Genomic DNA, 19,779 nt, shown 5'->3' with positions numbered 1-19,779 from the left:
CCTGATCCGTGATTATCGATCACACACCGACCGCTCCGTCTCAGTCGCTCCCGACCTCGTACGAGAGCACGATCCCGTCGTCGAGGCGCTCGGTGCCGGTCAGATCGAGCCGCGGGAACGACTCGGTGAACCCCTCGCCGTCGGCGAGCGTCGGCGCGTCGCGCCCCCCGATCACCATCGACCCCACGTACACGTGGAGCTCGTCGACGACGCCGGCGTCGAAACACGAGTAGATGATCTCGCCGCCTCCCTCGACCATCAGCCGGTCGACGCCTCGCTCCGCCAGCGCGCCGATCCCCGCGCCGAGGTCGACGTGCTCTCCGTCGCCCTCGACCGTGACGACTTCCGCGCCGGCGGCCTCGAGGGCTTCGCGGCGGGCAGCGGGCGTCGACGCGGCGACGAGCAGGTAGGTCGCGGCCGCGTCGTCGAGAATTCGGGCGTCGGTCGGCGTCCGCCCGGTCGAGTCGACGACGACGCGGGCGGGGTTGCCGGGGCGGCCGTTCCGGAGGCGCTCGACGCGCCGATCCTCCTCGTCGAGGGTGAGGTGGGGGTCGTCCGCGATGACGGTCCCGACCCCGACCAGCACCGCGTCCGCGGCCGCCCTGACGCGGTCGACGCGGTCGAAGTCCTCGGTCCCCGAGATCCGGAGCTGCTCCCGGCGCCGCGTCGCGAGCTTCCCGTCGACGCTCTGTGCCGCGTTGACGACGACGTGCATACGCGAGCCTCACGCGGGCGGGGAATGGTCGTTTCGGTCGCCGGCGGGGCGACCTCTCACTCGGTGAGCCACAGCCCCGCCGCCACGCCCGCCGCGAGCGCGAGGGCCCCGGCGAGCAGCCCGAACGCCGCCCGGAATCCGGAGGCGTCGGCGACGGCGCCCACGGTCGCGGGGGCGAGCGCGCCGGCCGCCATCAGCAGTGTGCGGACCACGCCGAGCCCGCCGCCGGCCAGCCGCTCGGGGAGCGCCTCGATCAGGTACGCGCCCCGGACCGGCCGGAACCCGTGCGACCCGAGTCCGAACGCGACGACGAGGGCGCCGAGGACGACCGGTCCCGTCTCCGCGACGGCGACGACGCCGACGAGGGCCGCCGCCGCCAGCCCCAGCGCCGCGACCATCACGGGGAACCGACCGAGTCGGTCGGAGAGGTCGCCGGAGACGAGCTGGACGAAGGTGACCGCGAACAGCCCGGAGTACAGCAGGTTCGCGGTCGCGGTCGACAGCCCGCCCGCCTGCGAGAGGTACAGCGGCAGGAAGGCGACGGCCCCGTTGTAGGCAAACGAGAAGGCGATCGTCACGAGGACGAACCCTGCCACCCGGCGGTCCTCGAACAGCGAGAGGTAGTCTCGCGCGCCCGGATCCGGCCCCTCCCGATCCGGACCGCGGTCGGCGTCGGCCGGGAGCCGACCCGGAACCCGGAGGGAGAAGGCCGCCGCCAGCGCGAGCGCGACGACCCCCGTGAGAGCGAACAGGCCGCGCCAGTCCGCGCCCGGGAGCCACGAGAGGAGCACGGCGAGCGCCGGCGGCGCGGCGACGAAGAGGGTGACCGCCGCGGGCGCTGCCACGCCGCCGAGCGCGCCGAAGGTGTCGTGGGCCCCCAGCGCGCGACCGGTCCGGACCGGGTACACCCGCGAGAGCAGCCGCACCGCGACCGTCTTGTGAGCGCCCGTCCCCGCGCCGATGACGAGCATCACGCCCGCCAGCACCGCGAAGGAGGTGTCGACGATCAGCGAGAGGGCGCCGACGCCCGCCACCGCCGCGCCCGCCGCGATCACCCGGACCGCGCCGACCCGGTCGGCGATCGCCCCGCTCGGGAACTGGAGCGCGGCGTAGACGGCCATGAAGCCCGAGAACGCCGCCCCGACGGCGGCGTTGCTCACCCCGTAGCTCGCCTGCAGGGGCCCGAACAGGGGCGGGAACGCGTACCGCACGAACTTCCCGAGAAACCAGATCAGGGCCGCGAGCACGAGCACGTCGTACTCCCGGGCCCGGGCGAGACTCATCGCCCGTGGATTCCCCGCTGACGGTTAAAAGCGAACGGAACCGCACGAATGCCGCCGGTCGCCGACCGCCGCGGTTCCGGCGTTCGCGAGGTGGTCGCCCGGGGCACTCGCGCACCGGGGTCGACACCGTTTTCTCGCCCACCGGCGATCCACCCGTCGTGTCCGATCCAACCGCTCACCACGTCGGGATCACCGTCGCCGATCTGGACCGCGCCGTCGAGTTCTACGCCGAGACGTTCGACCTCGACCTCCTGGCCGAGTTCGCGGTCGGCGGCGACGCCTTCGCCGAGGCGGTCGCCGTCGACGGCGCGTCGGCCGAGTTCGCGCACCTCGACGCGGACGGCGCGATCGTCGAACTCGTGGCGTACGACCCCGCGGCCGAGTCGGACGAGACCCCCCGACTGAACCGCGCCGGCGCGACCCACCTCGGTCTCTCCGTCGACGACGTGGAGGAATTCTACGCCGCCCTCGACGACGACGTGGAGACGCTGAGCCCGCCGCGAACGACGGAGAGCGGGACGACGATCCTGTTCGTCAGGGACCCGGAGGGGAACCTGATCGAAGTGCTCGACGCCTGAGCGGGACGACCCCGCGCCGCCTCACTTCACCTTCGTGCCCGGCCCGGCGTCCTCGTAGGTGGTGAGGAGGTCGGCGTCCTCGCCGGCGGCCAGCACCATGCCGTTCGACTCGACGCCGAACAGCTCCGCCTTCTCCATGTTCGCGAGCACGACGACCTTCGTCTCGGGAAGGTCCTCCACGTCGTGGAGCTGTTTGAGCCCCGCGACGATCGTCCGGGTCTCCGCGCCCAGATCGACGCGGAGCTTCAGGAGGTCGTCGGCGCCCTCGATGCCCTCGGCCTCCTCGATCCGGCCGATCCGGATGTCCAGTTCCTGGAAGTCGTCGAAGCCGATGCGGTCGTCGCTGAGGGGTTCGATGTCGGTCATGTCGCTGGTGTCGTCGGTGTCGTCGGACTCGTCGCTGGTGTCGGTTTCGTCTTCCTCTCCGCTCTCCTCGCCGTCGCCGTCCGCCGCCTCGGCGACGCGCGCCTCGAGCTTCTCGTTCAGGGCCTCGACGCGCTCGTCTTCGATCTGCTCGAACAGCTCCGTCGGCTCCGCGAGGTCGCCGGCGGGGCCCTCGCGGGCCGCCTCCACGGTGGTCTCGTGGACCGAGCCGTCCTCGCCGAGCTGGTCCCAGAGGCGCTCGGCCTTCTCCGGGGCGATCGGTTCGAACAGGACCGCGATCGCCTTCGCGATCGCGACGCAGTCGTGGATGACCTGCGCGGCCTCCGCGGGATCGTCGTCCACGAGCTTCCACGGCTCGCTGCGCTGGATGTACTCGTTGCCGAACCGCGCGAGGTCGGTGACGGCGCCGCCGACCGCGCGCACGGAGTAGTCGTTGACCGCGGCCGCGAACGCCTCGATCGCCTCCTCGATCCGCGCGTCCACCTCGTCGCTCGTCCCGTCCGCGATCGGCGCGTCGTCGTAGTTCCGGTGGGCGAACAGGAGGGAGCGGTAGAGGAAGTTGCCGACCGTCCCCACCAGCTCGGTGTTGACGCGGTCGCGGAACTTCTCCCACGAGAAGTCGACGTCCTGCTGGAACCCGCCGTTGGTGGCGAGGTAGTAGCGCAGGGGGTCCGGATGGAACCCCTCGTCGAGGTACTCGTCGGCCCAGACCGCGCGGTCGCGGCTCGTCGAGAACCCCTTGCCGCCGAGGGTGACGAAGCCGGACGCCATCACCGCGCGCGGTTCGGTGTGACCCGTCGCCTCCAGCATCGCGGGCCAGAAGATCGTGTGGTGCTGGATGATGTCGCGGCCGATCACGTGGACGATCTCCCCGCCCTCGGGGTGGGCGTCGCTCGCGCCCTCCTTCCACGCCGCCTCCCAGTCGAACGCCTCGGCGCCGACGCGCTCGGAGTACTGCTTCGTCGAGGAGATGTACTCGATCGGGGCGTCGACCCAGACGTATAAGACGAGGTCCTGTTCGGCGGTTTCACCGCCCTCTTGGGGCGACTCCGTCGCCTCGCCGCCGGGGTAGTCGATCCCCCAGTCCATGTCGCGGGTGATACACCAGTCCTGTAACCCCTGCTCGATCCACTCGCGGGGCTGGTTCCGGGCGTTCGAGGTCCCCTCGAGTCGATCGAGGAAGTCGGAGAGGTACGCTGAGAACTCCGAGACCTCGAAGAACTTGTGGGTGCGTTCGCGGTACTCCGCGGGGTTCCCCGTGATCGTCGACTCGGGGTCCTCGACTTCGCCGGGTTCGAGGTGACGCTGACACCCCTCGTCGCACTCGTCGCCGCGGGCGTGGGCGCCGCAGTAGGGACAGGTCCCCTCCACGTACCGGTCGGGGAGGAACTGGTCGTCGATGGGGTCGTACGCGACCATGATCTCCTTCTCGTAGACGTGGCCCGCGTCTTCCAGGTCGCTGACGAGCTGCTGGGTGACCGCAGTGTTCGTCTCGTCGTGGGTGTGGCCGTAGTTGTCGAACTCGACGTTGAACTTCGGGAACGTCGCGGCGTACTGCTCGTGCCAGTCGAGCGCGAACTGCTCGGGGGAGACGCCCTCCTGCTCGGCGTTGACCGCGACGGGAGTGCCGTGCATGTCGGAGCCGGAGACGAACGCGGTCTCCTGCCCGAGTCGTTCGAGCGCGCGCCGGTACACGTCGCCGCCGACGTAGGTGCGGAGGTGACCGATGTGGAGGTCGCCGTTGGCGTACGGCAGTCCACAGGTCACCACCGCCGGGTCGTCGGTAGGGAAGTCGTCGTGGCTCATGTGGTGTGTGTATCGAGTTGTCGTGGATACGGGCCTAAAGCCCGCTGGTTTTCGGGTGCGATCGAGAGGGTCAGCCGGCTCTGTGAGACGCCGCGCACAGCGGGTTACACGGCGGCCGGCGGGCGACTGCTCGGCCGGGCCCTGAGCGGCGACCGTTCAGGCGTCGGTCACCCGTTCGGCGCGAGCGGTGAACCGGTCGGGATCGAGCCGGTAGAACTCGAACTCGACGCGGCTCGTCGGGTCGCCGAACACGTCGACTAACGGAATCCGCTCCGTCCGTTCGAGCCCGGCGAGCGACTCCGTCGAAAGCGACTCGTCGGTGGTCGACACCAGTCGACCGCTCGCCACCACGCTCTTCCACTGCCCGTCGCGCTCGCCGTAGGTAACGAACGTGATCCCGCGATCGGTGGGGTTCGCCTTCCCGCTCGATCCCCCGACGGCGAGGCGGAAGTAAAACGCCTCCTCGACCGGGTCGTACCCGTACGACACCGGAACCGAGTGCGGGGGGTCGTCGTCGGCCGTCGGCAGGGAGATCACGCCCGTCCCCGATCGCCCGAGGAACTCGTCGCGCTCGTCGTCGTCCATCTGAACCGCGTCAATCCCCGTCATACGTGATCTTGGACGGGTACGGTAATGAATGTCAGCCACCGACCGCGGAGGGGGACCGCGCCGGACCGCCGCGACCGCTTACACGATGTCGCGGACGATCGCGGCCGCCTCGGACGCCGTCGGGGCGAGCACGTAGACGATCGGCTCGATGCCGACCGCGCCGGTCTGGAAGAGCACGAGCGCGTCGGTCGACTCGGCGCCCGCGACCGCGTCGGCGACGGCCTCGTCGGTCGGTCGCTCGGGGTCGAACTCCAGCGCCGGATACGACTCCGCGAGCGCCTCGACGGTCTCGGGGGCGTACCGGACGTTCACCGCGCCGCGGGCGGTCGCGCCCGCCTCGCGTGCGGCGAGCAGGACCGTCGCGACGTGCTCGCTCACGCCGAACTCGGGCTCGCCGGGGACCATCGCCTGCCCCTTCACGTCGACGAGCCGGCCGGGGACGGCCGCCACGTCGTCGATCGTCCGGGCGTCGTCGAGGCACTCGGCGACGTTGGCGCCGACGTTCGGGATGAGCCGGGCGAAGCCGGAGGCGTTCGTCAGGGTCCGGAGCCCGCGGCGGACCGACGAGAGGACGCGCTCGCGCTCGCGGAGCCCGCTGTCCGGGTCGTGGACGGCGAACTCCACCTCGGCGTCGGCGAGCGCGGGCATCGCCTCCTCGTGGAGGTCCGCGAGGAGGTCACCCTCCTCCAGCCGGCGGATCAGCACCTCGATCTCGACGAGCGCCGCGACCGGGGCCATCTCCCCCGCCGCGAGCCCCTCGCCCACGCGCTCCACGAGGTCGCGGACCCGCTCGTCGGCGACGATCCGGTCGTGGCGGGCCACGTCGCCGTGGGCGTACTTCGAGACGGCGGACTGGGAGATGCCGAGCGCGTCGGCCACCTCGCGCTGGGTGAAGCCGCGCTCGCGGAGGTCCTCCGCCAGCATCGAGCGCACCGTCGGGAGGAACTCGTCGACGACGACCTCCTCGATGAACTTCATGCGTGGTCCCCCCGTTCCTCACCACCGTCGCCGTCGAACTCGGGGTCGGAGCCGATCCGGGAGGCCTGCGGCCCGTCTTGGTCTTGGTACTTCGAGCCCCGCTCGACCCCGTACGGGCGGTCCGCGGGCGACTTGAGCTCCGTGAAGATGAGCTGTGAGACCCGCATTCCCGGCGTGAGCGCCACGGGCGCGGTGCCGAGGTTCGACAGTTCGAGCGTGATCTGCCCCTTGTACCCCGGATCGACGATCCCCGCGGTGGCGTGGATGACGATCGCGAGCCGCCCGAGCGAGGACCGGCCCTGCACGGTCGCGAGCAGGTCCGGCGGAATCTCCACCCGCTCCGTGGTGGTGCCGAGCACGAAGTCGCCCGGGTGGAGAATGAACTCCTCGCCTTCGGGGACCCGCGTCTCCGTGACGTACTCGCCGACCTCGTCGGCCTCGGTCGGGTGGATACAGGGGATGTTCGTGCGCTGGAACTCCAGGAAGCGCTCGCCGAGCCGCAGGTCGACGCTCGCGGGCTGGACCTGCTGGTCGACGTCGTCGAGGGGGTCGACCACCAGGTCCCCGTCTGCGAGGCGGTCGAGGATGTCCGCGTCCGACAGGATCATATCGGGAGAGGGGCTCCGACTGGGTTAAAAACTCCCGAATCCGCGGACCGTCGGCGCGATCGCTCCCGGCCGTCACACCATCGCGAGCAGGAGCCCGCACAGCGCGAGGGCGCCCGCGACCGTCCCGGCGACGCCCCGGTCGAGGTCGTGGTACGCCTCCAGCCCGCCGACGACGACGACCCACTGGACCGCGACCACGGCCGCGGAAGCGACCAGAAGCGGCCCCTCCATCGCGGAGATGGCGGCGACGAGCTCGTTCGCGATCGCTTCGACCGTGGTCCCGTCGACCGACGCCGACGCGAGCGCGTACCAGATCGCGGCGAGTCCGGCGGCCAGCCGGGCCACCTCCGCGGCGATCGCCCACGCCGCGATCACGAACGAGTCGCCGATGGAGCCGGCGCCGCCCGCGAGGCGCGCCCCGCCGTGGAGCACGAGCGCGAAGACCGCCCACCAGATCGGCACCCCGATCAGCGCGTAGCCGACGTATCCGCCCGTCGCGCGCTGCAGCTCCTCGCCCACGTTCACGTCGATCCGTTCGGGCTGGTCGCACTGCTCGGCGAAGACGGAGCTCTCGTCGTCCTCGCCGAACGTCTCGCACGTCGACTCCGGCGGGCGGTCGGGGTTGTCGACCGTCACCTCGCGGTCGATCGTCGCGTCGAAGGCGGCCCCGAGCGCGACGACGCCGACGGCGGTCGCGACGGTGACGACCACGACGACGCCGACGGCGAGCGCCTTCCCGCCCGGCTTGAGCCGGCGGAAGCCGGCGCGCGAGCGGTCGAGGAGGCTGCCGACGACTCCGGAGAGCGGGGCGAGCGGGGAGGGCATACGCGGGGGATCCGGGCGATCGGACAAGTGCCTTGTCCACCGGCGATCGCTCTCACTTATTAGTACCGTCCGGCCCAACCCGCACGCAATGAGCCGCAACGACGAGGTCGCCGCTCTCTTGGAGGAGTTCGCCGACCGGCTCGAAGCGACCGGCGTCGAGTACAAGCCGACCGCCTACCGCCGCGCCGCGGAGAACGTCCGCGAGCACACCGCGCCGATCGAGAACCTCGCGGGCGAGGGCGCGGACGCGGTCGCCGAGATCGACCGCGTCGGCGACGCGATCGCGGCGAAGATCGTCGAGTACTTCGAGACCGGCTCGATCGAGGAGCTGGAGGCGCTCCGCTCGGAGCTCCCCGCCGACATCGAGGCGCTGACCGCGGTCGAGGGGGTCGGACCGAAGACGGTCGGGAGCCTCTACGAGGCGCTGGAGATCACCACCCTCGACGAACTGGAGGCGGCGGCCGAGGCGGAACAGATCCGGGAGGTCTCCGGCTTCGGCGCCAAAACCGAGGAGAACATCCTCGACAACATCCCGTTCGCGCGCGAGGCCCGAGAGCGCACCCGCCTCGGCGACGCCCGCCCGGTCGCGGACGACGCCCTGTCGTACCTCGACGACCTCGACGCGGTCGAATCGGCCGCGGTCTGCGGCTCGATCCGGCGCTGGAAGGACACGATCGGCGACGTCGACCTGCTCGTCGCCAGCGACGAGCGCGAGCCGGTCGTCGAGGCGTTCACCGACTGGCCCGAGGCCGACGCGACGATCGAGGCCGGCACCGGGAAGGCGAGCGTCCGCGCCAGCGGCACCCGCGTCGACCTCCGGATCGTCGACGGCGAGGAGTTCGGCGCCGCGCTGCAGTACTTCACCGGCTCGCGCGCCCACAACGTCGCGGTGCGCAACCGCGCGATCGACCGCGACCTGAAGCTCAACGAGTACGGGCTGTTCGACGTGAGCGGCGTCGACGACCCCGACGCCGGCCAGCGGGTCGGCGAGCGCGTCGCGGGCGCGACCGAGGACGGCGTCTACGCGGCGCTCGACATGGGTCCCGTCCCGCCGGAGCTCCGCGAGAACAACGGTGAGGTCGAGGCGGCCGCGGCGGGCGATCTCCCCGACCTCGTCGAGACCGAGGCGATCCGCGGCGACCTCCACACCCACACCGACTGGTCGGACGGCGGGTTCTCGATCGCCGAGATGATCGAGGCGGCGGCGGAGCGCGGATACGACGTGCACGCGGTCACCGACCACGCCGCCGGGCCGGGGATCTTCGGCAACACCGGGCTCGACGAGGCCGAGATCGCGGAGCAGGCCGAGGCGGTGGCGGCGGCGGTGAGCGAGGTCGACGGCGCCGTCGCCGCCGCCGACTCGGCCGCCGACTCGGCCGCCGCCGACATCGAGGTGTTCCACGGGATCGAGGCCAACATCGACGCGGAGGGGGCTATCACCACCGACGACGACACCCTCGCCGACCTCGATATCGTCGTCGCCTCGCCGCACTCCGCGCTGGGGCAGGACTCCGACGCCGCCACGGAGCGGCTGATCCGGGCGGTCGAACACCCGCACGTCGACGTGCTCGGCCACCCGACCGGCCGGATCATCAACAGTCGCCCCGGTATCGCGCCGGACGTCGAGGCCGTGGTCGAGGCGGCGGCGGCCGCCGGCACCGCGATCGAGGTGAACGCGAACCCGGCCCGGCTCGACGCCGACGGCGATGCGGTCCGGATCGCGCTCGACGCGGGCGCGACGATCGCCGTCAACACCGATGCCCACTCCCCCCGCGAACTCGACAACGCCCGCTATGGGGTCCACACCGCCCGACGCGGCTGGGCCGAGGCGGGAGACGTGCTCAACGCGCGCGCTCCGGACGAGCTCCGGGCGTTCCTCGACGACTGATGTCCGCTGCCGGCTCGCCCGCCGAGGGGGACGATCCGCCGCGCGTCCTCGTCGACGCCATGTGCGGCAAGCTCGCCACCTACCTCCGGATCTGCGGCTACGACGCCGCCTACACGCTCGACCGCGGGGTCGAGGCGGACGACCGGATCGCGTCGCTGGCGGCCGCGGAGGACCGCGTCCTGATCACCCGCGACCGCGAGCTCGCCGCCCGGGTCGACGACGCGGTCTGCCTCACCGAGCGCGACGTGCTCGACCAGCTCCGGGAGGTTGCCGCCGCGGGGCTCCCGGTCGCGATCGCCGACGAGCCGACGCGCTGCGGGGCCTGTAACGGACGCGTCGAGCGGGTGGCGCCCTCGGCCGGCGCGGACTCGCTCGAACACGTCCCCGATCCTCCCGACTACGTCCCCGACGACGTGGGGCCGGTCGCGACGGCGGAGGGCGAGGGCGAGAGCGACGACTCCCGGCCCGCGTGGCGCTGTCGCGACTGCGGACGCTGGTTCTGGAAGGGGAGCCACTGGGACTCGATCGCCGCGCGCCTCGACGCGATATAGCCGCCCCCCGAGCGAAACCGGTTTGCCCGCGACCCGCCTACGGCCACCTCATGGACCGCGAGCAGGCCGTCGCCCGGCTGGAGTCCCTCGTCGACCGCGTCGAACGCGAGACCATGCCGGTCCCCGTCCGCGAGGTGTGGGCGTTCGGCGACGTGGCGCTCGGGCTCGACCCCGTCGAGCGGCTCGACGTGTACCTCACCAAAGACGTGATCATGGGCGGCGACACCGAGGCGGCCGCCGACTTCGCGGCCGAGTACGGGGTCAAGGGGGTCGGCACCTCCGTCCGCGCCGCGTGGGCCGAGGCGCACCCGGACCGCGTCCGCGCGAGCGACAACGGGTACGCCGCGCCCGAGCGGTGTCTCGCCGCCGAGCTCGTCGACGACGACGAGCCGATCCACCTCGAAGTGTGTAACGCGAGCTTCGAGGACAACGTGCGACAGCGCCTGAAGGGGGCGCTCGCCCGCGACGCCTACGAGGAGGTGCTCGACCCGCGCGGCGTCTGCCTGTGGGTCGACGGCACCCGCGACGAGGAGGCGTTCGACCGGCTGCGCGACGCCTCCCTCGCGATGCCGACCCTCCCCGCCGCGCTCGGGATGCTCGGCGCGGACGAGGAGGTGGCCCGCGAGGCCGCGGACGTGCTCAAGCGAGCGCGCGCCGAACAGTCCGGTGCCTCCGTCCGCGGCGACATGGTGTAGGCGCCCCCGGCGCGACGCTCCCGGCCGGCCGCGTTTGGCCGCCACCCGACGGCTTTTTGCGCAGTTCGCCGTGTGGACGGTATGCCAACGCCGACCGACCGCGTCCGCCGCGCGGAGCGCTCGCGCATCCGCGTGATGTTCGACCTCGCACAGCGCCACGACGGCGACCTCGTCAGACTGGAGGTCGGGGAGCCCGACTTCGACACGCCCGAACACGTGATCGACGCCGCCGCGAGCGCCGCCCGCGACGGCGCGACGCACTACACCTCGAACGCGGGGCTCCCCGAGTGCCGGCGCGCCATCAGCGACACGCTCGCCGCCGAGTACGGCGTCGAACACGACCCCGACGAGGTCGTCGTCACCGTCGGCGGGATGGAAGCGCTCCACCTGGCGACCCTCGCGACGGTGTCGCCGGGCGAGGAGCTGCTCGTTCCGGGGCCGACGTGGCCGAACTACGAGACGCAGGCGACGCTCGCGGACGGGACCTTCCGCGAGGTTCCGATGCCGGCCGAGACGGGGTTCGCGCTCGACGCGGACCGGGTCATCGACGCGATGAGCGACGACACCGCGGCGGTCGTGCTCACGACGCCGTCGAACCCGACCGGCCGCGTCTTCGACCCCGACGAGTGCCGGGCGGTCGTCGAGGCCGCCGCCGACAACGACGCCTACGTGATCGCCGACGAGGTGTACCTCGGGCTGACGTACGACGGCCCGGCCCGAGGGATCGCCGCGTACACCGGCCATCCGGACCACGTGCTCACGGTCGGCTCCTGCTCGAAGCGGTACGCCATGACGGGGTGGCGGCTCGGCTGGCTCGCCGGCGACCGGGAGGTGATCGACGAGGTGACGACGGTCCGCGAGTCGACCACCGCCTGCGCGTCCAGCGTCGCCCAGCACGCCGCGATCGCCGCGCTCACCGGCCCGCAGGAGCCGTTCGAGGAGATGTACGAGGCGTTCGAGGAGCGGCGCGACCTCGTCGTCGACCGCGTCGCCGACATCGACGGGCTCTCGTGTCCCCGCCCTGAGGGCGCGTTCTACGCCTTCCTCGACCCCGGCATCGACGCGCCCGCCATCGACATCGCGAAGTATCTCCTCCGAGAGCACGGCGTCGTGCTCGCGCCGGGCGACGGGTTCGGCGACACGGCGCCCGGGCGGCTCCGGCTCTCGTTCGCCAACTCCGTCGACCGGCTCCACGAGGGGTTCGACCGGATCGAGGCCGGGCTGGCCGAGTACTGACGGAGCGGCGACCCGACTCGCCGTCCGCCGGTTTCCCCTCGCTTACCGCATCAGCTCCCCGCTGTTCACGTTCAGCGTCTCGCCCGTGACGAACGCCGCGTCCCGGAGGTAGGCGGCGGCGTCGGCGATGTCCTCGGGTTTCCCGTACCGGTCGACGGGGATCCGCGCGAGCTCCTCGCGCTTCTCCGCCGGCGTTCGGTCGCCGGTCATGTCCGTCTCGACGTGGCCGGGCGCGATCGCGTTCACCCGCACGTCGGGCGCGAAGTCGCTCGCGTGGCTCCGGGTGAGCGAGAGGAGCGCGCCCTTGGAGGCGGCGTAGTGACACTCGATCGGCGCGCCGGTGTGCGCGAGGATCGACGAGACGTTGGTCACCGAGGGGCCGTCGTCTGACTCCGAGAGGTGCGGGAGCGCCGCCTTCGTCACGTTGAACGCGGAGTTGACGTTGACGTCCATGACCCGATCGAAGTCGTCCGGGGCGAGGGATTCGGTGTACACGTGCTGGTCGATCCCGGCGTTGTTGACGACGTGGTCCAGCCCGCCGAACGCGTCGGCGGCGGTCTCGACGAGCCGCTCGGCCGCGTCGGCGTCCGAGACGTCAGCGCGGACGACGACGGCCTCGTGCCCCCGATCGCGGACGGCTTCGGCGGCCGCCTCGGCGGCCTCGTCGCTGGTGTGGTAGTTGACGGCGATGTCGTACCCGTCCCGGGCGAACCGCAGCGCGATCGCCCGTCCGATACCCCTCGACGAACCGGTAACGAGTGCGGCCGGCATGTCGCTTCGCTCGCTCCGTGCCGACTTCGCTTTTCGGGACGCGGCGGTCCGTGTGCGGCCGGCCGCCGACGAGGCGGACAAACGGGAGCGGCCCGGCGCTCACTCCACCCGTCCCACCGTCACGTCGAAGGGGACGCGCTCGACGCGCTCGTACTCGTCGTCCCCGATGGCGTCGACCACCTCGCGGCCCATCTCGCGCCACCGGCGCCGGAGGTCGTCGTACGCGCTCTCGGAGGTCGCCGCGATCAGCTCCTCGCGGTGATCGGCCAGCCCCGCGCCCGAGGCCTTCCGCGCCGCGGCGGTCAGCGCCGGCTCCGCGTACGGCGCCGCGACCCGCTTCTCGTGGACGTACCGCCGGGTCCGGATCTCGCCGACCCCCGCCGCCGCGAACGCCTCGCGGACGCGGTCGCCGAGCGCCACGTCGGTGTCGACTCCCTGCAGGTACGCCTCACGCGCCTCTCGTTCCAGGCGCTCCTCTGCGTCGACGGTGGAGGTCACCGTCACGGCGGCGTTGTCCGGCTCGATCGCCGCCACCAGATCCGAGGAGACGCGCGCGAGTTCCCGGACCGCGGCGGTCGGCTCGGGGAGGTTGATGAGGAGGGCCTGACAGACCGCGAGGTCGACCGCGCCGTCCGGGACCGGAAGCCGCGTCGCGTCGCCGGCGACGTACGGGAGCCCGGTCTCCTCGCGGGCGACTCGCAGGAGGTCCGGGTCCGCGTCGACGCCGATCACGGTCGCGTCGGGCGGCGCCTCCGCGTCGAGAACGCGGGTCAGCTCTCCCGTGCCGCAGCCGACGTCGAGGACGCGGCGGCGGCCCGCCAGCTCGAGGTCCGCGAGGGCCTCCCGGCCGTCGGCCCACATCCCGCGACGGGTGTGTTCGAGGTACTCCGCGGAGAATCGTCGCACGCCCCCGCGTTCGGCGCAGGGGAGAATAAACGTACGGAACTCAGCCTTCTTGTCGGCCGCCGGCATCCTCGCCGTTGGCCCCCTCACCGTCGCCGCCGCCGATCCCAGCCAGGTCCGCGAGGAGCGCCGCGGTGACCCCGGCGCAGTAGCCGACGAACGCCCCGCTCAGCCCGACGAGCGCGAACGACATCGTCACCCCGCCCAGCGGCGCGTTGCCGCCGCCCACGCCGGGAACGCCGAACACGGTGCCGACGACCACGAGCGCGGCGAACACGAAGGCGGGCACGACGCCCACCGCCAGACACGCCGGCCCCCCGCAGCGTGCGTACGCCCCGGCGGCCGCGATCGGTGCCGGCGCGTAGAACACCAACAGCGGGACGAGTCGGTCCGTCACCGCCGCCGCGGTCTGGATGTCCGCGAGCTCGGCGGCGATCGCGACCGCCAGCGTCAGCGCCACGAGGACGGCGAACCCCCCGACCATCGTGAGGGCTAACCGACGCCGCTGTCCGATGAGCAGCGCCTTCGTGGTGGTCATATCCGTGGATCGCGCCCCCGAGTACATAAAAGCGCGTCGGACGTTTTCACCCGATCCGACGAACCTCCCCCGCTTCGCCCCCGTGACGACTTACTCCGGTCAAGCAGTCACTCTGCCCCGAAATCGGTTCCCGGTGGGGAACACTCCGCTCGAACCGCTCGGACCGCTCGGACCGCTCACTCCGCCCGCAGCTCGCGGACGCGATCGATGTTCCACGCGAAGCTCTTCCCGTCCTCGGTCGGCGTCTCGAGCGCGAGCGGCACGTCCGCCAGGTCCGGGTGGTTGAGGAACCGCTCCATCCCGGCCTCGCCGATGAGCCCCTCCCCGATGTGGGCGTGCTCGTCCTTGTTGGTGCCGCAGGCGTGCTTCGAGTCGTTGAGGTGGACGTACTTGAGGTGCTCCAACCCGACCACGTCGTCGAACTCCGCGATCGTCTGGTCGACCGCCTCGGGCGTCGAGAGGTCGTACCCGGCCGCGAACGCGTGGGCCGTGTCGATGCACACGTCGATATCGGTCTCCGTGCGGTCGATGACCCCCGCGAGGTGTTCGAACTCGCCGCCGAGCTTCGTCCCCGCTCCCGCGTCGCTCTCGATCAGGATCGTGACGCCGTCGGGCACGTCGATGTCGTCGATCACCGAGGCGGCGTTGTCGAGGCCGCCCTCGACGCCGGCCCCCGTGTGCGCGCCGAGGTGGACGTTGACGTACGGGATGTCGAGCTTGTCGGCCGCGTCGACCTCCTTCTGCATCGAGTCGAGCGACTTCTCGCGGAGCCCGTCTTTCGGGGTACAGAGGTTGACGAGGTAGGAGGTGTGGATCACCCACGGTCCCTCCAGCTCTCGCTCCGTGCCCTCGCGGAACTGCTCGGCCTCCTCGTCGCCGATGTCCGGGTCCTGCCACACCTGCGGGGAGTGGGTGAATATCTGTCCGCAGTTGCCGCCGAACTGCTTCTGTCTGAACACCGCGTTCGCGATGTTTCCGTACGGCGGCGTTTCGGGATCGTTGGACGCTCTCGAACCGGAGATGGAGACGTGGGCGCCGACCTTGAGACTCATACCGTCTCCACGAGAGCGTCGGGAAAAGCCCCTTCGAAAACCGCGCGACTTTTCACGACCGGCGGTATCTCACCGGCCATGACCGACGATCCCGGCCTCGCAGTCGGGGAGCGCGCTCCGAACGTCGCCGGGGATCTCGTCACGCCCGACGGCGACGTCGAGTCCGTCGCCCTCGACGATCTGCTCGCCGACGGTCCCGTGCTGCTGTGCTTCTACACCGCCGACTTCAGCCCGGACTGCGTCGAACAGTGGTGCGCGTTCCGCGACTTCGACTGGTTCGCCTCCGGCGACGCGGTGCAGGTCGTCGGCGTCAGCAAGTCGGGCGTCGGACTCCACCGGCGGTTCATCGACCGGCTCGGCCTCACCTTCCCGATGTTCTCGGACTCCGATCTCGAGATCGCCGCCGCCTTCGATGTGGTCTACCGCGCGCTCGGGGTCACGAAGCGCTCGCGCCGGTCCTGTTTCCTCCTCGACGCGGACCGCGTCGTTCGGTACCGGTGGCTCAGCCACCACTGGCTCGACCCGACGCGCGATGTCCCCCCGGTCGGCGAGATCTACGAGGCGGTCCGGGAGCGCCTCGACGTCGACGGCCCCGACACGTTCGGGTTCTGACCCCCTCTGTTACGACGCGTCGCGTCCGGGACGCGTCCGGACCCACTCCTCGTCTCGGTACTTCGTCTCGACGAGCTCGCGCGCGCGTCGAAGCTCCGCGTCGGTCCACGACCCGTCGCGATCGAGGGTGACGCCCTCCCGGTCGTCGGTCCCCCCCGTTACCCAGGCGACGAGCGCCGCCTCCACCGCCGCCACCGCGTCCGCCCGATCGATATCGGCGAGCTCGTCCATCCCGACCACCCGGTCGCGGAACGCGTCGGGCGTCACCGGCGGGTCCGCGAACGCTCCGAGGTGGCGTGCCGCCTCGACCGAGAAGGTGAGCGAGCCGTGCTGAATGACGGCCTCCCGCTTCCGGTACTGGGCGTTGCCCGCGATCTTCCGCCGCCCGTCAGCGTCGTCGGCGCCGCCGGCAACCACGTCGTGTGCCGGGTGGAGCTCTCGCAGGTAACAGGCCGGATGGTACAGCTCCGGGACGGCCTCCTCGACGTACCTCGCATCGATTCCCAGCCGATCGAACGCGTCGAGGACGGGCTCGCACAGGAGGTGGTAGCAGTCGAGCAGTTCGCCCGGCACGTCGCCGGCGGNNGGGTTGCCGGTCCGCCGGCGGCCGCCGTCTCCGCCGCGACCTCGTCGAGCGCCATCTGCATCGGCCCCGGTCGCGGCTCCTCGCGGATCAGTCGCCAGTCGCCCGTCGGCGCGGTCACCGTCTCCCACCTGCGCTCCGCGCTCGGCCACTCCCCCCGCTCAGCGCTCCCTCCGCGTACATACGTCCCACGTCGGCGCCCCGGCCGAAAGCGGTTGCGTTCGGGGGCGCGAGCGGTCGACACCGCCCGCCCGTCAGTCCGATGTCGCCCGCTCGTCGATTTACTATCGCGCGATACGGTTTATGCCGCCGCTCATCGAACGCGCGTCCCTTTTAGGAATCGCCGGAGTAGGGGCGCGTATGGTTCGAAACGTCGCGGGCGACATGGCCGAGCTCGACCCCGAGGACTTCTATCTCCTCTCGGGCGTCGAGCAGGGGATGCGCTTCTCCGAATGGGTCCGCCGGGACAAGATCCCCGACTACGCGGACCTGACGCGCGAGGAGGTCGACTACCGGATCGACCGGTGTCTCGACCGCGAGCTGATCGAACGGAAGACGATCCAGTACGAGGGGTACCAGCTCACCTTCGAGGGGTACGACGCCTTAGCGCTCCGGACGTTCTCCGAGCGCGAGACCATCGACGGCGTGGGCTCACCCCTGGGGTTCGGCAAGGAGGGAGACGTGTACGAGGCGCAGTCGTTCAAGCCGCTCGCCCTGAAGTACCACCGCGAGGGGTACACCAACTTCCGCGAGGTGAACCGCGAACGCGAGTACACCGCCGACCGCGACCACGTCTCGTGGCTGTACACCGCGCGCAAGGCGGCCGAACGCGAGTACGAGGCGATGGAGGCGCTGTACCCCGACGTGTCGGTGCCGCGTCCGGTCGACCACAACCGTCACGCCATCGTGATGGACAAGTTCGAGGGCGTCGAGCTCGCGCGCGCGAAGCTCGATCCCGAGCAGGCGATCGGCGTCCTCGACCTCGTTCTCCGTGAACTGGTCACGGCCTACGACCACGGCTGGGTCCACGCGGACATGTCCGAGCACAACGTCGCGGTCGCGGAGAGCGGCGTCACCATCTTCGACTGGCCGCAGGCGGTCCCCGTCGACCACGAGAACGCCCGCGAGTTCCTCGAACGCGACGTGGGGAACCTCCTGCGCTACTTCGGACGGAAATACCCCCACGAGGTGCCCCGTGACGCCGACATCGAGGGAATCGCGGACGCGATCGTCGACGGGTCGTTTGCCACGATTCGGGCGTTCGGCGAGAAATAAACCACATTCAGCTATATCGAATCGATCGCGGTCGCCCTCAGACTTGTTCTCCGCCGCCGTCGCGGCGCTCCGGTTCCGGATCCGTAACCGATTTATAATTTTAGGCTAGCCTAAAAGCATGGCGCACGTCGGCGAGCCGGGGTCCACGCGGACGGCCCGGTACTTCCTCGCGCTGTACATCGCGGAACACCGGTCGTCGCCGCCGATCCGGCCCGGGCGGATCGCCGAGATGCTCGACCGCTCTCCGGCGGCGACGACGGAGATGCTCCAACGACTCGCGGCCGACGGGCTCGTCGCCCGTGAGCCGTACGAGGGGGCGACGCTCACCGACGCCGGTCGAGACCGCGCGGAGGCGCTCCACGAGACGTACGTCGTCCTGTCGTGGTTCTTCCGCGACGTGCTCGATCTCGACGCGTACGAGCGCGAGGCGATGGAGATGGCCGGACTGGTCAGCCCCACGGTCGCCGAACGGCTCGCCCACGTGCTGTTCGAAGGCCTCGACGTCGACGCCGAGAGCCGTCCCGACGATCTCGATGTCTCGCCGACGCGTGCGGAGTGACGCGGCGCCGACCGTGTCCTTTTTATTTTAGGTCTGCCTAAAGAAGCGCAATGTCAGCAGGCGCCCAGTCTCGCACCGAATCTCGTCGCGAACCAGAGCCGGATCAAACCCCGTCCGTCACCGTCTGTGAAGGGTGTCCCGGTCGGTCCGTGTTCATGGAGTCGGACAACACGGACGGGTGGATCGCGAGCGACCACGTCGTCGACGTGACGCAGTGAGATGACGGACGAATCCACTCCGGACGAGATGGACTCGTCGACGGCGGACGGGGAGCGAACAGTCATTGCGGGACGGAACTTCGAACAAGAGTATCGCCTCGACGCGAGCGAGGCCGGCGAGTTTCTGGTCGCGCTCGGCGAACAGCTCCGCGACGGCGACGACCTTCGGATCGAGACGGACGAGTGGGAACTCCCGTTCGCGTTCGGCGAGCCCGTGGAGTTCGAGATCGACTTCGAGGGGGTCGGCGAACCGGGACTGGAGATCGAGCTCGAACTGCCGGGCCGAACCGACCAGACGGCACCGGACGTTCGCTGAGCCGCGATCCGTTTTCGACCGGTTAGTTCGTCGCGGAGTCCACGACGAGCGTGTCGTCTTCGAGGTAGTGCTCGATGTGGTGCGCGTGCTCCTCGATCGCTTCCAGCTGATCGCGGAGCATCTCCGCGGTCGTGTAGTCGCCGAGTCCCTCCGCCAGCTCGATGTGTTGCCGGTAGCTCTCGATGATGTCGCCCATCATCTCCAGATCGTTCGCGAGCGAGCTGCGGATGTCGTACACGTCCTCGTCTTCCGGCTCGACGGTGGCGTTCTCCGCGAGCGTCGTCATGCCGGCGTGCGGCACGCCGCCGAGCGCTTGCAGCCGTTCGGCGAGCTCGTCGGCGGCCGCCTCGACGTCCTCGTACACCTCTTGGAGGAACACGTGGACGTCGAGGAACTCCGCGCCTTCGACGTTCCAGTGGTGTTTGTGGAGCTGGTGATAGAGGACGTACGCGTCCGCGAGGTCGACGTTCAGCGCCTCGACGATCTGCTCCGCCTTCTCCGGTTCGAGCCGCAGGGCGTTCTCTTCGACGGTGCCGGCGCGCTGCCGAGTCTCCTTCTGTGTGTTCATAACGATATCCGATACACCCGCTACCCACTTATAACTTATCAATACTAAAACACTTTTTCGCACGACCTAAAACCCACGCGTACGCCGGTAAGCGAGAGTAATAGCGCAGTACCCTCCGAATGTATCAGATTATGTTTATTTCTCCGACCGGTCGCGATCTCCCCGTGGTAGGGGCGCGTCCTCGCCGATCTCTCGGATTTAGGTGCCCCTAAGATTCGAAAGCGATTT

At 70.8% G+C, this 19,779-nt stretch carries 22 protein-coding genes and 1 pseudogene; 10 read left to right on the top strand and 13 right to left on the bottom strand.

Annotated features, from left to right (window positions below; all coding sequences use genetic code 11):
• Positions 1-40: 40 nt before the first annotated feature.
• Positions 41-715 carry a 2,5-diamino-6-(ribosylamino)-4(3H)-pyrimidinone 5'-phosphate reductase gene (locus DJ69_RS02090; RefSeq protein ID WP_099254089.1) on the bottom strand — a complete coding sequence of 225 codons (675 nt, stop codon included), beginning with the start codon at positions 713-715 and terminating at the stop codon, positions 41-43.
• Positions 716-771: 56 nt separating this feature from the next.
• Complete coding sequence (locus DJ69_RS02085) at positions 772-1,998, bottom strand: MFS transporter (RefSeq protein ID WP_099254088.1); 1,227 nt, start codon at positions 1,996-1,998, stop codon at positions 772-774.
• A 158-nt stretch (positions 1,999-2,156) separates the two neighbouring features.
• On the opposite strand from DJ69_RS02085, the gene DJ69_RS02080 reads away from it, so the two are divergent.
• Positions 2,157-2,576 carry a VOC family protein gene (locus DJ69_RS02080; RefSeq protein ID WP_099254087.1) on the top strand — a complete coding sequence of 140 codons (420 nt, stop codon included), beginning with the start codon at positions 2,157-2,159 and terminating at the stop codon, positions 2,574-2,576.
• A gap of 21 nt (positions 2,577-2,597) precedes the next feature.
• On the opposite strand, the gene metG is transcribed toward DJ69_RS02080, so the two are convergent.
• The 5 genes from metG to DJ69_RS02055 all read right to left on the bottom strand — a co-directional run bounded on the left by metG (position 2,598) and on the right by DJ69_RS02055 (position 7,786).
• Complete coding sequence (metG, locus tag DJ69_RS02075) at positions 2,598-4,766, bottom strand: methionine--tRNA ligase (protein WP_099254086.1); 2,169 nt, start codon at positions 4,764-4,766, stop codon at positions 2,598-2,600.
• A 156-nt stretch (positions 4,767-4,922) separates the two neighbouring features.
• Positions 4,923-5,375 (bottom strand): pyridoxamine 5'-phosphate oxidase family protein, encoded by a 453-nt coding sequence (locus DJ69_RS02070; RefSeq protein ID WP_099254085.1) that lies wholly within the window; start codon positions 5,373-5,375, stop codon positions 4,923-4,925.
• 78 nt (positions 5,376-5,453) lie between these two features.
• Entirely contained in the window at positions 5,454-6,353 is a 900-nt protein-coding gene (locus DJ69_RS02065) for a thiamine-phosphate synthase family protein (protein ID WP_099254084.1), read from the bottom strand.
• Positions 6,350-6,961: a dCTP deaminase gene (dcd, locus tag DJ69_RS02060; protein WP_099254083.1), complete on the bottom strand. Its 612-nt coding sequence runs from the start codon at positions 6,959-6,961 to the stop codon at positions 6,350-6,352. Before dcd ends, DJ69_RS02065 begins: the two co-directional genes overlap by 4 nt.
• A 72-nt stretch (positions 6,962-7,033) precedes the next feature.
• Positions 7,034-7,786 (bottom strand): YIP1 family protein, encoded by a 753-nt coding sequence (locus DJ69_RS02055; RefSeq protein ID WP_099254082.1) that lies wholly within the window; start codon positions 7,784-7,786, stop codon positions 7,034-7,036.
• An 88-nt stretch (positions 7,787-7,874) separates the two neighbouring features.
• On the opposite strand from DJ69_RS02055, the gene polX reads away from it, so the two are divergent.
• From polX to DJ69_RS02035, 4 genes are all read left to right on the top strand, one after another.
• Positions 7,875-9,674 carry a DNA polymerase/3'-5' exonuclease PolX gene (gene polX / locus DJ69_RS02050; RefSeq protein ID WP_099254081.1) on the top strand — a complete coding sequence of 600 codons (1,800 nt, stop codon included), beginning with the start codon at positions 7,875-7,877 and terminating at the stop codon, positions 9,672-9,674.
• A complete protein-coding gene (locus DJ69_RS02045; RefSeq protein ID WP_394338348.1) occupies positions 9,671-10,225 on the top strand; it encodes a Mut7-C RNAse domain-containing protein in 555 nt (184 codons plus the stop codon). Before polX ends, DJ69_RS02045 begins: the two co-directional genes overlap by 4 nt.
• Before the next feature lie 50 nt (positions 10,226-10,275).
• On the top strand, positions 10,276-10,920 hold the full coding sequence (locus DJ69_RS02040) for a DUF7095 family protein (RefSeq protein ID WP_099254079.1): 645 nt from the start codon (positions 10,276-10,278) through the stop codon (positions 10,918-10,920).
• A gap of 81 nt (positions 10,921-11,001) precedes the next feature.
• Positions 11,002-12,156 (top strand): pyridoxal phosphate-dependent aminotransferase, encoded by a 1,155-nt coding sequence (locus tag DJ69_RS02035; protein ID WP_099254078.1) that lies wholly within the window; start codon positions 11,002-11,004, stop codon positions 12,154-12,156.
• Positions 12,157-12,198: 42 nt separating this feature from the next.
• On the opposite strand, the gene DJ69_RS02030 is transcribed toward DJ69_RS02035, so the two are convergent.
• From DJ69_RS02030 to DJ69_RS02015, 4 genes are all read right to left on the bottom strand, one after another.
• On the bottom strand, positions 12,199-12,927 hold the full coding sequence (locus DJ69_RS02030) for a 3-oxoacyl-ACP reductase family protein (protein ID WP_099254077.1): 729 nt from the start codon (positions 12,925-12,927) through the stop codon (positions 12,199-12,201).
• A 99-nt stretch (positions 12,928-13,026) separates the two neighbouring features.
• The gene (locus tag DJ69_RS02025; RefSeq protein WP_099254076.1) at positions 13,027-13,833 is read right to left on the bottom strand and encodes a class I SAM-dependent methyltransferase; all 807 of its coding nucleotides are present in this window, start codon (positions 13,831-13,833) and stop codon (positions 13,027-13,029) included.
• Positions 13,834-13,873: 40 nt separating this feature from the next.
• Positions 13,874-14,368 carry a hypothetical protein gene (locus tag DJ69_RS02020; RefSeq protein WP_099254075.1) on the bottom strand — a complete coding sequence of 165 codons (495 nt, stop codon included), beginning with the start codon at positions 14,366-14,368 and terminating at the stop codon, positions 13,874-13,876.
• 176 nt (positions 14,369-14,544) lie between these two features.
• Entirely contained in the window at positions 14,545-15,420 is an 876-nt protein-coding gene (locus DJ69_RS02015; protein WP_099254074.1) for a deoxyribonuclease IV, read from the bottom strand.
• A 78-nt stretch (positions 15,421-15,498) separates the two neighbouring features.
• Here DJ69_RS02015 and DJ69_RS02010 point away from each other — a divergent pair, with 78 nt between their 5' ends.
• A complete protein-coding gene (locus DJ69_RS02010) occupies positions 15,499-16,032 on the top strand; it encodes a redoxin domain-containing protein (protein ID WP_099254073.1) in 534 nt (177 codons plus the stop codon).
• Between the two features lie 9 nt (positions 16,033-16,041).
• Here the strand turns inward: DJ69_RS02010 and DJ69_RS02005 are convergent.
• A pseudogene (locus tag DJ69_RS02005) lies at positions 16,042-16,736 on the bottom strand (lipoate--protein ligase family protein).
• 239 nt (positions 16,737-16,975) lie between these two features.
• On the opposite strand from DJ69_RS02005, the gene DJ69_RS02000 reads away from it, so the two are divergent.
• The 4 genes from DJ69_RS02000 (at position 16,976) to DJ69_RS01990 (ending at position 18,983) form a co-directional block, all read left to right on the top strand.
• Positions 16,976-17,890: a serine/threonine-protein kinase RIO2 gene (locus DJ69_RS02000; RefSeq protein ID WP_099254072.1), complete on the top strand. Its 915-nt coding sequence runs from the start codon at positions 16,976-16,978 to the stop codon at positions 17,888-17,890.
• A 118-nt stretch (positions 17,891-18,008) separates the two neighbouring features.
• Positions 18,009-18,449, top strand: coding sequence for a metal-dependent transcriptional regulator (locus tag DJ69_RS01995; RefSeq protein WP_099254071.1), 441 nt, complete (start codon positions 18,009-18,011; stop codon positions 18,447-18,449).
• 50 nt (positions 18,450-18,499) lie between these two features.
• Positions 18,500-18,667 carry a hypothetical protein gene (locus DJ69_RS18165; protein WP_180271695.1) on the top strand — a complete coding sequence of 56 codons (168 nt, stop codon included), beginning with the start codon at positions 18,500-18,502 and terminating at the stop codon, positions 18,665-18,667.
• Position 18,668: 1 nt separating this feature from the next.
• A complete protein-coding gene (locus DJ69_RS01990; RefSeq protein ID WP_099254070.1) occupies positions 18,669-18,983 on the top strand; it encodes an amphi-Trp domain-containing protein in 315 nt (104 codons plus the stop codon).
• 22 nt (positions 18,984-19,005) lie between these two features.
• Here DJ69_RS01990 and dpsA read toward each other — a convergent pair whose 3' ends face one another.
• A complete protein-coding gene (dpsA, locus tag DJ69_RS01985; protein ID WP_099254069.1) occupies positions 19,006-19,551 on the bottom strand; it encodes a DNA starvation/stationary phase protection protein DpsA in 546 nt (181 codons plus the stop codon).
• Positions 19,552-19,779: the final 228 nt, after the last annotated feature.

The sequence above is a fragment of the Halorubrum persicum genome (assembly GCF_002727125.1).
GTDB classification, from domain to species: Archaea; Halobacteriota; Halobacteria; order Halobacteriales; family Haloferacaceae; genus Halorubrum; species Halorubrum persicum.
The sequence above is the reverse complement of the archived record's forward strand: the minus strand, read 5'-3'. Positions and strand labels throughout refer to the sequence as shown.

Coding starts and splice junctions, on each gene's coding strand:
- DJ69_RS02015 (WP_099254074.1), bottom strand. CDS start 15,420: ATGAGTCTCAAGGTCGGCGCCCACGTCTCCATCTCCGGTTCGAGAGCG.
- DJ69_RS02070 (WP_099254085.1), bottom strand. CDS start 5,375: ATGACGGGGATTGACGCGGTTCAGATGGACGACGACGAGCGCGACGAG.
- metG (WP_099254086.1), bottom strand. CDS start 4,766: ATGAGCCACGACGACTTCCCTACCGACGACCCGGCGGTGGTGACCTGT.
- DJ69_RS01990 (WP_099254070.1), top strand. CDS start 18,669: ATGACGGACGAATCCACTCCGGACGAGATGGACTCGTCGACGGCGGAC.
- DJ69_RS02090 (WP_099254089.1), bottom strand. CDS start 715: ATGCACGTCGTCGTCAACGCGGCACAGAGCGTCGACGGGAAGCTCGCG.
- DJ69_RS02085 (WP_099254088.1), bottom strand. CDS start 1,998: ATGAGTCTCGCCCGGGCCCGGGAGTACGACGTGCTCGTGCTCGCGGCC.
- DJ69_RS18165 (WP_180271695.1), top strand. CDS start 18,500: ATGTCAGCAGGCGCCCAGTCTCGCACCGAATCTCGTCGCGAACCAGAG.
- DJ69_RS02035 (WP_099254078.1), top strand. CDS start 11,002: ATGCCAACGCCGACCGACCGCGTCCGCCGCGCGGAGCGCTCGCGCATC.
- polX (WP_099254081.1), top strand. CDS start 7,875: ATGAGCCGCAACGACGAGGTCGCCGCTCTCTTGGAGGAGTTCGCCGAC.
- DJ69_RS02020 (WP_099254075.1), bottom strand. CDS start 14,368: ATGACCACCACGAAGGCGCTGCTCATCGGACAGCGGCGTCGGTTAGCC.
- DJ69_RS02030 (WP_099254077.1), bottom strand. CDS start 12,927: ATGCCGGCCGCACTCGTTACCGGTTCGTCGAGGGGTATCGGACGGGCG.
- DJ69_RS02040 (WP_099254079.1), top strand. CDS start 10,276: ATGGACCGCGAGCAGGCCGTCGCCCGGCTGGAGTCCCTCGTCGACCGC.
- DJ69_RS02055 (WP_099254082.1), bottom strand. CDS start 7,786: ATGCCCTCCCCGCTCGCCCCGCTCTCCGGAGTCGTCGGCAGCCTCCTC.
- DJ69_RS02000 (WP_099254072.1), top strand. CDS start 16,976: ATGGTTCGAAACGTCGCGGGCGACATGGCCGAGCTCGACCCCGAGGAC.
- DJ69_RS02010 (WP_099254073.1), top strand. CDS start 15,499: ATGACCGACGATCCCGGCCTCGCAGTCGGGGAGCGCGCTCCGAACGTC.
- DJ69_RS01995 (WP_099254071.1), top strand. CDS start 18,009: ATGGCGCACGTCGGCGAGCCGGGGTCCACGCGGACGGCCCGGTACTTC.
- dpsA (WP_099254069.1), bottom strand. CDS start 19,551: ATGAACACACAGAAGGAGACTCGGCAGCGCGCCGGCACCGTCGAAGAG.
- DJ69_RS02065 (WP_099254084.1), bottom strand. CDS start 6,353: ATGAAGTTCATCGAGGAGGTCGTCGTCGACGAGTTCCTCCCGACGGTG.
- dcd (WP_099254083.1), bottom strand. CDS start 6,961: ATGATCCTGTCGGACGCGGACATCCTCGACCGCCTCGCAGACGGGGAC.